We start from the raw sequence: 14,220 nt of genomic DNA on the forward strand, positions 1-14,220 counted from the left end.
CTGCTTCAGTACAGATGACAGAGGGTAAAGACTTTCTATTTTTTTAATTTTCAAGAACAGGCAAGATGCCTGTTCCACAAAGAGTGAATTTGTTGTGGGGAGTAGGGGTTGGGCATCCTGCCCGCCCATAAGCTGATTGATATTGGTGCAACATCTCAGTTACAACCCTTTGATATACTGCTTCATTACAGGTGACAAAGTATAAAGATTTTCCTGTTTTTCAATCCAGCATCGCCGCGATAGAGATTGCAAGGCGTTGAGCAAATCTGATGGTGATATTTGTCGGTTTTGTAGCAATTTGGCGAAGTTGACTGGCTGGTTTTCTGTCGCAAACAATGACAGGACTTGTTTTTCTAGTTCGGAAGTGCGATCGAACTGCTGCTGTAAAACATCTTTCACATCTTCCGGTAACAATATGGTATCATCTATTAATAAGTCAGTCGCGCTGATTCCCAACTCTTGAATCAAAGTCGCCACGCTTTTCAACCACAACGGATTGCCTTGGTAGCGGTGAATCAGTGCTTCGCAGTTATCGATTTCTGCTAATCCTTTATCTCTGAGGATTTCCCGTGCGGCTGCGGTGTCTAAACCAGTGAGTTGTAAAGTACGAATTGGAGTATTTTCGCTGGTGAGTTGAGGAACTTCTTTGGGCGGTTCCCAACCGACTAGCAGAAAGCAACTTGGATGGGATAATTTTTCTATTTGTTTGAATAGGGAGCGATATTCTTCGTGTTTTGGTTTGTACTTTCCTGCTAATTCCCCGCTACAAAAAAGGTTGTGAACGTCATCTAAGACTACTAAACAGCGATGGTTTTGTAAATACTTAATCAGCGGTAAGCGTTTCTGGTTGGTTGGGGGTGAATCAGGGTTTTCTGACTGGGAAAAAAGCTGTGTTAGGTTTGATTGAAATTTATCGATGGTGGGGAATTCGTCTAGCGTGAACCAAGCTGCGTATTCAAACTCGTTTTTGATTTGTTGTACGAGTTGTACTGCTAGAGATGTTTTGCCGATGCCGCTGATACCGGTGACGGTGATGAGGCGGCAGTTTTGTTGTAGAATCCAGGTTGTGAGGGTTTGGAGTTGGGGAGTGCGCGAGAAGAAATCGCCCAACTCCGGCATTTCGCTTAAATCTTGATGTAGAGTTTTGGTTTGTTTTGTGTTAGATGCTTCCTGATTTGGTGGGTGTAAGTTTGGTATATTTAGTGGGTGCAAAATTTCGCCACAGAAGTTAACGGTACTAATTTGCACAGAGTCTTGTACAAAATGTGAAAATATGGAAACTTGGAACCTCTTCATTGATGCTCGAAAATTTGTTTTACTAACATTTTCTCCCAACTCTTCTGAGAGTATCGGCCATAACTTTGAGCCAACATCCCTAACATAACTCTCGTTACAGTGAATCTCCTCGGCAATTTTGGTGTATTTCTCACCTTGCATGGTTCCTCGCAAAATAGCCTCTTGTAATTTATCGAGGTGCTGACCCGTTTTGGCAAACACCATCTCGTCAGCCATTTGTAACACTTGATTGAGATTCATGGAGCATCGTGAATGTTTTGATTTTCCGTATTATACCTAACATTTTCCAACATTTTATAGCATTTTCCAACATTTTTCTCGTAGCGAGTTTGAATTGCCAACAAAATTGCCCACAAAATTGAGCATTTTTGGGTATACAAAATTTAGATTAACAAAGATAATGATTCTACGAGTTGCCTCGGATCGCGATGCTCCAATAGCAAAAGGAATTACTATCAGCGGTTTGCCGATCGCCCGATCGTCATCTTCCCTCGATAACTATTTTAAAAGAATTGAGAATTCTATAACATCTCAGTTCTAACCAAAAATTCAACCATCTTCCTGACAGCAGTTAAAAGAAAAAAAATCATGATAGATCCTGGAAATCGGATGAGTACAGCCCTGAATGTGGGTTCGCTTGTCGGTGGAGTTGCGTTTGCAGATTCACTCAACCGTGAAACGATGGATAATGTGGATTTTTATCGAGTCATCCTCGATCGCAGTAGCCGCTTGAATGTTAGCTTATTCAATTCTGCTACTGTAGATGTAAACATTATTCGTGACTTCAACAATAATGATATTGTTGACAGTAATGAAGCGGTTAGAAAATTTACGAACTTTGGCAATTCCGACGACTCAATTGATGCAGAATTACCCGCAGGGACCTACTTTATTAGTGTAGGATTGTTGAACAGTAGCATAGGCAGCCGTGCTACAGATTATAGTCTGACTCTGACCAATACTCCTGTTGGAACTTTAACCGTCGATCCGGGAAATCAGATGAGTCAGGCACTGGACATCGGCATTCTCAACAGGAGCCGGACGTTTTCTGAGTATGCCGGAAACTCCAGGCTCGATCCTATTGATTTCTATCGTTTCACTCTGGCTCAACCGACTGATGTCAGTCTTACTTTGTCAGGAGTTACTCAGAGTATACTTGTTAACTTAATTCAGGATCGCAATAATAACAATGTTGTTGAGAGGAATGAAACGATTGCAAGTCGTAGGACATCTAATGAGCCTGTTTCCATTAATCAAGCTTTACAACCTGGAACTTACTTCGTAGAAATAAGTGACGGAGTTGGCGATCGTGGAAGTAATTATACTTTAAACTTTTTCACACCTGGAGCCAGTGCTGTTCCCTTCGGTCCAGATGGTACTTTCTTCAACCTCTCTAACGATGGCGATACCATCACGATCGATCCCGCTAAAGTCGGTAATCTTTTGGTTCGTGGTTTAGATGGCGATGATGTCATCCAAGGCTCATCATCTAACGATCTGGTGAATGGCAATGTCGGCAGCGATATTCTACTGGGAGCCGATGGTAACGATACACTTTTTGGAGGTCGCGATGCCGATCGCATTGAGGGCAACGTTGGCAATGATTTGATTTCTGGAAACTTGGGAAATGACACGCTGTATGGCGGTGCGGGCAACGATATCGTGCGCGGCGGACGGGATAGCGACCTAATTTTTGGAGGAGAAGGAAACGACCAGTTAGTTGGGGATATTGGTAAAGATACTCTAACGGGTGATGCTGGAAACGATTTATTTATCCTGCGCGTGAATGCCCCTGGCTCTAGTGTAGCGGATGCCGATATTATTGCTGATTTTACAGCAGGTCAAGATGCGATCGTCCTGACGAACGGACTCGGATTTTCGGGAATTGCCTTAGATGCTTCGGGTAGCAATACTGCCATTCGCATCGTTACCACCGGACAAATTTTAGGTGTTGTTTCGGGAGTCCAACCGGCTGCTTTAAGTGCGGGTAACTTTACGACTTTACCTGGGGATTTTTAAAATAGGATTGGGAACATAGCATCAGCCGTCAACTAGAGTTTCTAGCTGACGGCTGAAAACTTTGGGACTTGCATGAAACTTACATATGTCATATTTGCCGATCGCCCTTCACGCATCAAGACGGAGATGCGTTTGTTGTTTCCGATGACCGATCGCCTAAAATGAAAAAGCGATCGCCCCTCACAGCAAATACCAAACACTGCGATGATTCAATTTATTTTCCGATCGCACCAACTACCCCACCGCCAACTCTGTAAACTTCCGCATATAGGGCGATCGGTATCCCAGAACAATATCGGACTTAGATACTCCAGATTCAATTAGCTCGTTAGCTATTCCCACCTCAGTTCCATCCCGTTGAATCCAAATTTTACCATACCTAATTTCGATGTGAATCACACATCCATAAACTCGTCCTTCCCCGCGCCAACCCACATGAAACATCAAGTAGCGATCGCGCTCGCGATCGAAAGCAATTTGAATTTCCACTTCTGGATCTTCACAATCGCTGCGAGAGTGTTTTTCAATAATCGACTGAATCAGTTCTCTATATTTTTCTATCTCCATGATATAATCTCCTCTTTGACAGGATTAAATACCAACAAGTTTAATTGCATTCGTGTTACTGACATTTTAGCTAAACGAAAGCGTAAAAAACTCCTCATAAATATCTTTCGGAACTGCTAAGTAAAGAACTCGCTCTGGCTGTTGCTCTTCTAGAACCACTTTATAGTTCCAAGCCTGACCCATAGCTTCGTGAAACTCATTAATTACTGAAAGACCTAAAAAACATTTAATTTCTACTGCTATTTTTTGTCCCTACTTATCTGCTCCTAATAAATTATTTTCTGCACCTAAATCCACATATAACTTATCCTCATCTACTTTGAGATACAGAGGATCGTGAGTAATTATCCACCCTTCTTTTTCCAAGGCTGAACGTACAACAGCATGAAAGATATCTTTCGCAGGCATAGATTTTGTTAAATTATACTGTTTAGTATAGGCGATCGAGTCACGCTAACACAACCCCTTCGATCTTCTCAGCTTGGTGCGATCGCCCTTGGCACCAAATACCAAACACTGCGATGATTGGACGGAGGTGCGATCGCAACTCGTACAACGATCGATCGACACTCGTTACAATCAGTGTATCAATCCTCCACCAGATGCCGCGATGACTATCAAAGAACTCCTCATCCAAGAAATCGATAGCACCCCTGACGAACTGCTCGCGGATCTTCTCAGTTTGGTGCGATCGCTCAAAACCTCTCCACACCCCCAACTCAATACCTACGAACAACAGAAGGAGCGCATCGACTACCTAGAAGCCATCATCGGCATCCGCAAAGGACTTGAAAGCTTCGATCGAGGTGAAGGAATTCCAGTCGATCGAGCAATGACAGCGCTACAGCAGCAGTTCAACATTCCTCAGAGTCTATGAGTTCCTAGAAGTCAGTCACCTTGACATTTTTGATTTTCGCCATTTTGCCCTAAATAGTAAAATAGAGCAGTAAGCTAGGCAATTGCCAACCTCCCTCTTCTGCTTGAGAGTAGAATAGATATATGAAGTTTCAGTGGGACTCAAACAAAGCCAGTAGTAATGCCAAAAAGCATGGTGTGTCTTTTGAAGAAGCTGTCACTGTCTTCGGAGATCCACTGGCTATTACAATTTCTGACCCTAACCACTCTGTAGGTGAGTTCCGTCTTTTAACGATCGATCAGTCAAATTTACACCGCCTTTTTGTTGTGTCCCATACAGAACGAGAAGGTGAAGTGCGTTTAATCAGTGCCCGTTTAGCCACCCGACAAGAGAGAAAAAGCTATGAGTCAGGAACCTGAAGTAACAATTAATGACGAGATGAGACCTGAATACGATTTTTCAGGTGGTGTCCGTGGCAAATACTATGAAGCCTATATGAAATCAAGTAATGTTGTGATTCTCGATCCAGACGTAGCAGAAATATTTCGAGACTCAGCTTCTGTCAATGAAGCGTTGCGATTGCTGGCCAAAATTGCCAAGTCTGTCACTGTCTAGGTAGCGCACACAGCACAACAAATCAGATCCGAAAGTTTCCAGGTTATCTGTGCTTGCATAGGTGGAAAGCAAGGGGTAGCCCGATCGCCCTTCACGCCAAATACCAAACACTGCGATGATTGTACGGAGTGCGATCGCCCTTCACGCATTAAGAGCGAGATCCCCACCAAAATAAAAGGCGGTTCCTATTATCTGTAGAGGTAGATTTTTGTGTGTCGATATATTCTGGATACCGATTGTATTTCACTGATTCTCTACAATCATCCGCAAGTCACAGCGCTCACCCACCAACCATACTAATCACTAATAACTAACAACTAATAACTAATAAATAACTAATGCAAAAACTTGCGAACTTGATATTCGCGGCTTTCGACGATCGCAATTTGCAAATCGCCCATTTTCGCATCCAACTCGTCGATTGTGCTTTGTGGCACCGACTTCCACTTCTCCCTAGTTTCCCAGCGAATCAAAATTACCACCTCATTTTCCGTCGCGTCTACCCAAATTTCCTTACCTAAAAAACCGGAAAAACTTTTTAGTCCAGCCGTCCAAACTTCCTCATCTCGCTGAATAAACTGCTCCCACTTTTCTTGAGGTACTTTAAATTTGAGCCACTCGATTACCATATTATTTCCTATTTGTAAATAGCTAATTATATCGTTTCCGGTTGCATCGGAATAATAAAATCGAGTCAACAGTTAACACTCAACCATTCAGTTTTTCGACCGCGAGTCAACAGTCAGTAGGGGCGGTGGATGGTGCGGGCCCGCCCTCTTAACAGTCAACAGTCAACAGTCAACAGTCAACAATCACCTGACGGTACAACCGGAATTGATATTAATCGTTGCCGATCGCAATTTTAACTATCAACTCCGTTCCCTCTCCCGGACGAGAAACACAGTGCAGCTTACCGCCGTGCTTTTCTACTACCAAATGCTGGGATATTGCCAAACCCAAACCCGTGCTCGTGTCCTGACATTTAGTGGTAAACAAAGGGTCAAAGATGCAGCCGAGAACTTCTTCAGTCATTCCCGGGCCGTTGTCGCTAATGGCGATCGCAACTTCGTTTTCCCCTAGCACAGAAGTCCGAATCCGAATTTCGGGATTGAATATTTTAGTTCCAGAGCCGCCCGCAGACAACAAAGACTGACTTTGCATTGTACCATACTTTTCGGGATTTCTCCCGTTTTCTTCCAAAGCGTCGATCGCATTTGTCAACAAGTGCATGAACACTTGATTTAACTGTCCCGCATAGCAGCGGACTCGCGGCAAATCCCCGTATTCCTTGATGAGATTAATTCCAGGGCGTCCGCCTTTAGCTTGCAGGCGATTTTGCAATATCAGCACAGTGCTGTCCAAACATTCGTGGATATCTGCAGGCTTCATCAGGGCTTCGTCGGTACGCGAGAACGACCGAAGCGATCGCACAACATCCCGAATCCTTTCGGAACCGATTTTCATTGAATTTAGCAGTTTTGGCAAGTCTTTTTTGATGAAATCTAAGTCTAATTCTTCCATCCAATCTTGAATTTCCGGCACGGGATCGGGATAATGCTTTTGGTAAAGCTCGATCGACTTCAAGAGTTCTTGAATGTAGCCCGTGGCGTGGCTGACATTGCCGGAAATAAAACTCACTGGATTGTTTATTTCGTGCGCTATTCCTGCTACCAACTGCCCCAGACTAGACATCTTTTCAGTTTGGATCAGTTGAGTTTGAGTTTGTTGCAAAATTAACAGCGCCTGCTCTAATTTAGCCGCTTGTTGTCGCAGGCGCTCTTCCGACTCCTGCAAAGCCAAAAGAGACTGTTTGCTTTCTGTGATGTCCAATCCCACAAATACCGCAGCCGTATTTTTGTGATATTTTTGAGCGACAATTAAATAAGTTTTCTTTTTGCCTCTGATGTTCGTTATTACTTCTTGAGAAGTCTTCTTTTGACCGCTGGAAAAAAAATCGTATACTAAATCGTTAAATTTGGGACTTGTATCTAAAAAGCCTACTTTCTGACCGGCAAACAGTTCGGCAGGCATTTGGTAAGCGGTAGCTAAATGTCGGTTTACTCCCAAGTAGCGCAAATCGGAACTTACCCAAGAAACTAATCCGGGTACGGCATCCAAAACGGCTTGAAGTTGCTCTTTCGCCTCTAAAAGCCCGGATTCTGCAGCTTGGCGGTCTGAAATGTTCCGGGCGATCGCACAGCGGTATTCGCAGCCGCCGTATTCTAAATAATTAACTTTAACTTCGACGGGAAAACGGGCGCCGTCTTGGGTTTTGTAAGTGGTTTGAAAAGTGAGGTTGCTGTGCTGCTTGAGTTCCTCCCAATGCTCGGGCCAATTCGATACTGACAACTGCGAATTGAGGTCGCTAATCCTCATGTTTAGCAGTTCCGACTTCGAGTAACCGAAGAGATCGCAAGCTGCTTTGTTCGCGTAGCAAATTCGACCGTCGGAGGTAGTGAAAAAAACTGTATCCGCAGCATTGTCGAGGGCAATTTGAGTTAGTTGCAGTCCTGTTTCTAGCTGCGGACTTTTAAAGTTTGAGGTAAATTTATTGTAGCAATTGGTTTGGGCGAGATCCTCAGCTATCTTTTCGGCAAACAAGAGCAAACCGCCGATCGCGCCAGAGCTATTTTTCCAAGGCTGAAACACCCATTTTACCCGCCCGCTGCCACAGCCTTCGATTTGTTCTGCTTCACATACGGGCGATCGCCCTGTCACAAACTCGCTGTATTCCAAGACTCCAGCCAAACAAGCCAGAGCATTTTGCTGCCAATATTCCGGGAGATTCGGGAACAGTTCCCAATGAGAGCGGCCGATCGCCTCCCCGCAGCCGAGTCCCCAATCTGTTTCCCAGCGACGAGAAACCGACAGGTAGCGCATTTCACAATCTACCATTGCTACGGCGTCGGCGGAGCGCTTTACAAACCGCCGAAATCGCTCTTTACTCTCCAACACGTCTGCCTCTGGGGTTGCTGGTGGGCGATCGGGATTCTCCCGCCGGCATACCTTCGGAGTCTCCGACTTTGTTACTGAACTGGCGAGTGTTTGCACGGTTTGGGATTTCCTCCATAACTGTCAGTCGATTTGAGTTTTGAGATTTGAGATTTTACATAAACTCCACAGATGAATCACCCCAGCTTAAACTTTCTTCTAAAATTCGGGGCTCGCCGCGACAGCCCTGCCTCCGCCTGTATCGTTTTCAGGTCGGTCAAGTTAGAAAAATTCTGTTTCAGATTAAAAATGCTGTTTCCCTGATTTGCTCTCTTGGGTGATACCCTTAGAGGGTGTCACCCATCATTCATATCATTTTTCACGAAATGTGTCTATAGGTACTCAAAAAAAAAATACCTGAATTTTTCAATTATGAAGATTTCTTCATAATTGTCAGGTTTGGCAACAGGTGCAGCTCGTGGAATTATTGAAAAACTTCTAAATTTGTAGCAGTAAATTATACAAACTTCTGCGTAAATTCACTGGTAAAGTCCACTCTTCCCTTCCGCAACATTGCAGGATCTAATCTTTCAGTTGTGTTGCAAGTCATCAGCACTACGAGTTTTTGCTGAAATTGAATGCCCTGTTCGTCCATCACGCTTTGATACAAAGTTCCATCCAGCAAACTCAAAATATGTTCAGTTTTGTTAGTGCGCTGGGCGGCTGCGGTCGATCGATCTTGAGCCAAATTATCAGCCTCGTTAATAATGATACAAATCCGCTCCAAATAACTCGGCGGCACAAAATTTTCCACAGCATCGTGGTCTAAAATAAAAATCACATAACCAAGCGGCACCAAAATCTCCTTTGCTACCGCTTGCGTCCAAGCCGTTTTACCAGTCCCCGGTTCACCGCTAACCAAAACAGCCAACTGATTTTGGTCGAGAATTGCCTGCTGAACCGTATCAGTAAAACTTTGAATATCCGCAGAAAACGTCCGAATAGGAAACTGACTGTGAACCTGTCCCACGCGGCTTTTGTACCCGCTGAGAATCACCGCCAAATTGTAAGTAGCCTTGCTAACAAGCGGCGCAATATCTTGACAAATCAGAGTGTAGCAGCGTCTTCCCCTATCATAGCTGTCAATTTGCAGCCAACAGCCCCATCGCTCCCAATAAGCATAAACAGTACCCAAAACTTCCAACCGCTCCCAGCTAACAAATCGCTCCGTCGGATAAGAAAAATGCCGCTCCATACAAGACTGAGTAATCGCATCCGGTTTTCCCAACAAATTCAGAACTTTGAAAACAGTAATCTCTTGCAGTTTATTGAGAACGTAATCAATGGGAATACTAGCGCGGCTGACCAATTGCACCACCGGCGTTTCAGTAACTAAAATGTCTTTGGATCGGTAATCCGGGTAAACGGGCTGCGGAGTAATGTAATCCCAAAATTCATCAATGTCGTAGCGAGTATTTTCCGAGAATACATTTAAGATATTTGCCCACCAGGTATATTGATGTCGCCCCATTGCGTCGGCAATATCGCTAGCTGCATCTAAAGTTTTTTGAGTTAGTTCTACCGGATCGCTAGATGCTAAATGCAGCAGGTGTTCCAAATTAAATTGACGGTAGAGAGGTCGCCACCCAGAGCCGAGCAGCCCTCGATTTTGAGGATTGTTTTGAGTAAAATTGTTTTGGCGATCGCTCATATTGTCAGCACTCACTTATTGCAACTCCTACTTACTCTTATTTTAAAATATTGCGCGCACATTTTCTACAAAAATACCAGATTTATCAATTTACTTTGAGATAATTTGGAGGTACAAAATCTACTAACCAAACTTGGTTATCCGAGCAGTAAAATGTATATAGCAGTTCGAGCGAAAGATGAGGTATGCCCATAGCCCATAGCCCATAGCCCATAGCCCGGTTTGGCCGGTTTGGCCGGTTTGGCCAGTCGTACCTCACCACGCTTGAGAAAGGCTATAACCGTCGCGCTGCATTGCTGCGGCATCTACAGCAAAGAGCGTTTTAATTCTGAACCAAAGCCTCCGCTTAACGTTCTAATTTTTCAAAGTTCAAGCAAGCAAAATTCTTTAGCGCAGCTTGGTTTCAAAATTACCATACTGAAAATTAGTCACAAAAGTTGCTCACATTCTCAATAGGCGTATCCTACGAAAACTACTTTCGGACAACCCCGCCAAAAATAGCAAAATTTAGATAGCGCCAGTGACAGGCTGCGTTGGCAAAACCTGCTTCTGCAAGCCACTTTGTTTGCTCTTCCACAGAGGAAGGAATATCTTCTTTTAAATAGTTTTGAAACCAGGCTGCATCATCTTCTCCGCTGGCTTTCATGTACTGCCGCCACAACTTTTCGTATTGCTCGGTTAGCTTGGGAGTAGCACCTGTCACAATATCTCGAATTAGCAAGATTCCCTCTGGATTCATTGACTGGAAAAGCTGGTGAAATAGCTGTTGTTTCCCGGCGCTGTCTAGGTGGTGGATTGCTAACCCTGAAACTACCAAATCGTAACCGCTGCCGAAATCAGCTTCTGCGAAATTTCCCTGCTGCAATGTCAGGCGTTTTCCGAAAGCGGACAAGTTAGTTTGACAAATTTTCAGCATATTTTCCGCCATGTCAAAGGCTAGGACTTTCGCTTGAGGAAATGCTTGCAAAATCAGAGCCGACAGTATGCCAGTCCCCGCGCCTAAATCCAGAACTTTTATGTTAGCATTGGTTTCAAAAGGTATTAACTGCAGTATTAAATCGTGTTGCTCGCGATAGTGCGGAATGAGGCGGGGAATTAAACCGTCATAATCAAATGCTCTTTGTTCAAATTCCTCGCGTACATAGTCTAAATTCACAGACAATTTTTCTCTACCTGTTAATATTTGAGTGCGTTCATGCCGTTTAGCCGGTCTTTCGTTCTTTTATACTACAGTTAACAATACATAATGTTTACAGACCTGTCAAGATGTAGAATAAAATAATTTAATAGAAGTTCCCGACGATCGCCAAACACGGACTTTGTTCGCCCTTTCCCTGTCAGTTATTTGAGAAATGTTAAGCTCCGACATAAATATACTTGAATGGAGGTGAGCCAGAATGCAGGAAACCCATAAAGCTGGGGAAGAATAGGTTTTAAGGCAGATGCGGCAGGAAAATTGTGAGAAAAAAGTTGAGGATTGTTACAAATCGCCAGATTCGGTCAAATTTGAGAAAATATGCCCTCAGATTGACAAAATTTAACCAAACAGTCAATAAAATTTGAAGTGACTCCAGGTTAGATGGGCCGACGGCAGATTATTAAGAATAATGAACAGATACAAAATAGTGCACCCGTGTGCGGGAAACAAAACAGTGATAATGAATCAGGATGTGAGTAGATTAGCTGTCAGCCGTCAGGGGAAAAGAGAAGTAATGGAAATCCAACAGCGGAGCAAGGATAAGACCGATCGCCAGCAACCAAACGCGCCCGATCGCCCAAGCCAAAATTATACGACAAAAGAAGTAGAGTTGTCCCTGCAGGAATGTTTAGATTTTAAAGGAGCGATCGACCGAGCGGCACTGGCGGTGAGGACAAACGCCCGAGGAATTATCAACTACGTCAGCGATCGAGTTTGTAGCATATCTAACTATTCGCGCGCCGAACTGATCGGTCACCATTTCGGCATTCTTCACTCGGAATATAAGTCTTCGGAATTAATTAAAAATCTGCGGTCAAATGTGGCAAAAAGTGATGTTTGGCAAGGAGAAATTAAGAACCAAGCTAAGAATGGTAGCGATTATTGGGTTTACGCAACAGTAGTTCCGCTGTTGGATTTTCAGGGAAAACCCTGTCAGTATTTGGCGATCGGATTCGACATCACCGATCGCAAAGCCGTTGAAGCAGCCCAAGATCAATCCCACCAGGCAAAAGACGAATTTTTGGCGATCGCGTCCCACGAACTGCGATCGCCCCTGAGCGCGATTTTGGGATGGGCGCAGCTAGCGCGATCGCGCAAGTTAAACGAAGCCACCACCAGCCGCGCTTTGGAAATCATTGAGCGCAACGCCAGATTGCAGAACCAGCAAATAGATAATCTCCTGGATATTTCGCGGCTGCTGCGCGGAAAAATGCAGCTCAACGTCGGGCGGGTTCACCTCCCGTCTGTCGTCGAATCGGCGATAGACACCCTCAGCCCCGCCGCCGATGCCAAAAATATCTGCATAGAAACAGATTTCGACCCCGCTGTCACCTACATTTTGGGAGATGCCGAACGGTTGCAGCAAGTAGTTTGGAACTTGCTTGCTAATGCCATCAAATTTACCCCGGAATCCGCCTCCGGTATAGTCCAAATACAGATCGAGCCTATTGCGTCGGGCGCGCTGATTCGCATCAGCGACAGCGGTTGCGGGATTGACCCCAAATTTCTGCCGCACATCTTTGACTACTTCCGCCCCGCAAATAGCTTCCAAACCAAGGAACAAAACCGGCTCGGCTTGGGACTCTCAATTGTGCGGCAGTTGGTGGAACTGCACGGAGGAAATATTTGGGCCCAGAGTCCCGGAATCGGACAGGGGGCTACGTTTGAGGTGCAGCTACCGATGGCGAATAGCAACAATGCGATCGCTCACAAGGCTGCAACGGGCGCAATGGAAAGCATACCCGGAAAGGTTTCCAAACCCCTAGCGGGAAAGCAAGTGCTGGTGGTTGAAAGCAGCCCTAAGATCCGCGAATGTATGAAAACTGGTCTGGAAGCATTTGGAGCTAAGGTAACAGCGGTGGCTAGCGCCGGCGAAGCGCTCGCCGAGTTGGAAAAGTCGCGGCCAGACGTGTTGGTGAGCGATCTGGAGGTGTCGGAAGCCGACGGCTGCGATTTGATCCGTCGCGTCAGAGCAATGGAAATGTCCCAGCACAGGGCACTGTTGCCGGCGTTGGCGATCGCGGAAGAACTACGGGAGGGCGATCGAGCCTCGGCGCTCTCTGCGGGGTTTCAGAGGCATTTGTCGAAGCCTGTGTCGGCTAATCAGTTGGTAAGCGCGATCGCCCAATTGGCGGGACAGACTGGATTTGGCTGCCAAGAATGCGGCGCGGGAAATGTCCAGGCGATCGCGCCATCCTCCCTGCCGGACTCTAACAGTTTAGACCGCACAATTTATAAAAATAAATTAACAAACGAAAACCAAGAATTACCGCTATTGCTAGTAGTAGAAGACAACAATTTTTTGCTAGATTACCTCCAAATCTTATTAAAGCCGCACTATCGAGTTGCCGTGGCTAGAGACGGGGTTGAAGGTTTAGAAAAAGCCAAAGAATTGCGGCCTAATTTGATTTTGAGCGACCAAATAATGCCCAGGCAAAATGGACTTGACTTGCTCAAGGAGATTCGGAACACGCCAGAATTGAATTCGACTCCGGTAATCTTTTTGACAGCGCGATCGGGAATGGAAGCTCGGATCGAAAGTTTGGATGCGGGTGCTGACGATTATATTGCAAAGCCTTTTGACGAGAGGGAATTGCTGGCGAGGGTAAGGAATTTGCTCAGAACCCACGCAGCCGAACAGCAGTTGACGCTGCTCAACCGTCAGTTGTTACAGCAAAAACGGCAGTTAGAAACGGTGAATAGATCCTTGCAATATTTAGCAACTTACGACAGTTTGACTGAGGTAAGAAACCGCCGCTTTTTTAATGACTATCTCGATACGGAATGGCGGCGTTTGGCGAGGGAAGAAGCACCGCTGTCTCTGATTATGTGCGACATCGATTATTTCAAACTTTATAACGATACTTACGGCCACCAAGCGGGGGATGAGTGTTTGCAGCAAGTGGCGCAGGTTTTGCAGCGTTCGGTAAAGCGATCCGCTGATTTAGTGGCGCGCTACGGTGGAGAAGAATTTGCCATAGTTTTGCCGAATACGGATATTGATGGTGCGGCTTGCGTAGCTGAAAT

13 protein-coding genes and 1 pseudogene are annotated in these 14,220 nt (G+C 45.1%); 7 read left to right on the plus strand and 7 right to left on the minus strand.

Annotated elements, in window-relative coordinates:
- Positions 1–159 precede the first annotated feature (159 nt).
- Positions 160–1,536: an NB-ARC domain-containing protein gene (locus WBA89_RS24840; RefSeq protein ID WP_424410181.1), complete on the minus strand. Its 1,377-nt coding sequence runs from the start codon at positions 1,534–1,536 to the stop codon at positions 160–162.
- Positions 1,537–1,696: 160 nt separating this feature from the next.
- Here WBA89_RS24840 and WBA89_RS24845 point away from each other — a divergent pair, with 160 nt between their 5' ends.
- The 3 genes from WBA89_RS24845 (at position 1,697) to WBA89_RS24855 (ending at position 3,572) form a co-directional block, all read left to right on the plus strand.
- Positions 1,697–1,837, plus strand: coding sequence for a hypothetical protein (locus tag WBA89_RS24845; protein WP_424410183.1), 141 nt, complete (start codon positions 1,697–1,699; stop codon positions 1,835–1,837).
- A gap of 47 nt (positions 1,838–1,884) precedes the next feature.
- On the plus strand, positions 1,885–3,315 hold the full coding sequence (locus WBA89_RS24850) for a calcium-binding protein (RefSeq protein WP_424410185.1): 1,431 nt from the start codon (positions 1,885–1,887) through the stop codon (positions 3,313–3,315).
- A 68-nt stretch (positions 3,316–3,383) separates the two neighbouring features.
- Positions 3,384–3,572, plus strand: a complete 189-nt coding sequence (locus tag WBA89_RS24855) for a hypothetical protein (RefSeq protein WP_424410187.1) — start codon at positions 3,384–3,386, stop codon at positions 3,570–3,572.
- Here WBA89_RS24855 and WBA89_RS24860 read toward each other — a convergent pair.
- Together WBA89_RS24860 and WBA89_RS24865 are read right to left on the minus strand one after the other, a co-directional pair.
- Positions 3,550–3,882 carry a XisI protein gene (locus WBA89_RS24860; RefSeq protein ID WP_424410189.1) on the minus strand — a complete coding sequence of 111 codons (333 nt, stop codon included), beginning with the start codon at positions 3,880–3,882 and terminating at the stop codon, positions 3,550–3,552. The genes WBA89_RS24855 and WBA89_RS24860 overlap by 23 nt on opposite strands.
- A gap of 66 nt (positions 3,883–3,948) precedes the next feature.
- A pseudogene (locus WBA89_RS24865) lies at positions 3,949–4,290 on the minus strand (XisH family protein).
- Positions 4,291–4,378: 88 nt separating this feature from the next.
- Here WBA89_RS24865 and WBA89_RS24870 point away from each other — a divergent pair.
- The 3 genes from WBA89_RS24870 to WBA89_RS24880 all read left to right on the plus strand — a co-directional run bounded on the left by WBA89_RS24870 (position 4,379) and on the right by WBA89_RS24880 (position 5,353).
- Positions 4,379–4,759, plus strand: coding sequence for a hypothetical protein (locus WBA89_RS24870; RefSeq protein ID WP_424410190.1), 381 nt, complete (start codon positions 4,379–4,381; stop codon positions 4,757–4,759).
- A 122-nt stretch (positions 4,760–4,881) separates the two neighbouring features.
- Positions 4,882–5,157 (plus strand): BrnT family toxin, encoded by a 276-nt coding sequence (locus WBA89_RS24875; RefSeq protein WP_424410191.1) that lies wholly within the window; start codon positions 4,882–4,884, stop codon positions 5,155–5,157.
- Complete coding sequence (locus WBA89_RS24880; protein ID WP_106147613.1) at positions 5,141–5,353, plus strand: hypothetical protein; 213 nt, start codon at positions 5,141–5,143, stop codon at positions 5,351–5,353. The genes WBA89_RS24875 and WBA89_RS24880 overlap by 17 nt, the downstream gene beginning before the upstream one ends.
- 335 nt (positions 5,354–5,688) lie before the next feature.
- On the opposite strand, the gene WBA89_RS24885 is transcribed toward WBA89_RS24880, so the two are convergent.
- From WBA89_RS24885 to WBA89_RS24900, 4 genes are all read right to left on the minus strand, one after another.
- Positions 5,689–5,982 (minus strand): TIGR03792 family protein, encoded by a 294-nt coding sequence (locus WBA89_RS24885; RefSeq protein WP_424410192.1) that lies wholly within the window; start codon positions 5,980–5,982, stop codon positions 5,689–5,691.
- A 211-nt stretch (positions 5,983–6,193) separates the two neighbouring features.
- Positions 6,194–8,404 carry a PAS domain-containing sensor histidine kinase gene (locus WBA89_RS24890; protein WP_424410194.1) on the minus strand — a complete coding sequence of 737 codons (2,211 nt, stop codon included), beginning with the start codon at positions 8,402–8,404 and terminating at the stop codon, positions 6,194–6,196.
- Between the two features lie 397 nt (positions 8,405–8,801).
- Positions 8,802–10,010, minus strand: a complete 1,209-nt coding sequence (locus tag WBA89_RS24895) for an AAA family ATPase (protein ID WP_424410196.1) — start codon at positions 10,008–10,010, stop codon at positions 8,802–8,804.
- 457 nt (positions 10,011–10,467) lie between these two features.
- The gene (locus tag WBA89_RS24900) at positions 10,468–11,151 is read right to left on the minus strand and encodes a class I SAM-dependent methyltransferase (protein WP_424410198.1); all 684 of its coding nucleotides are present in this window, start codon (positions 11,149–11,151) and stop codon (positions 10,468–10,470) included.
- Positions 11,152–11,665: 514 nt separating this feature from the next.
- On the opposite strand from WBA89_RS24900, the gene WBA89_RS24905 reads away from it, so the two are divergent.
- Positions 11,666–14,220, plus strand: a 2,555-nt coding sequence (locus tag WBA89_RS24905) for a response regulator (RefSeq protein ID WP_424410199.1), incomplete at its 3' end; no start/stop codon positions are given.

The organism is Microcoleus sp. (assembly GCF_049646505.1).
Classification (GTDB): domain Bacteria; phylum Cyanobacteriota; class Cyanobacteriia; order Cyanobacteriales; family Microcoleaceae; genus Microcoleus.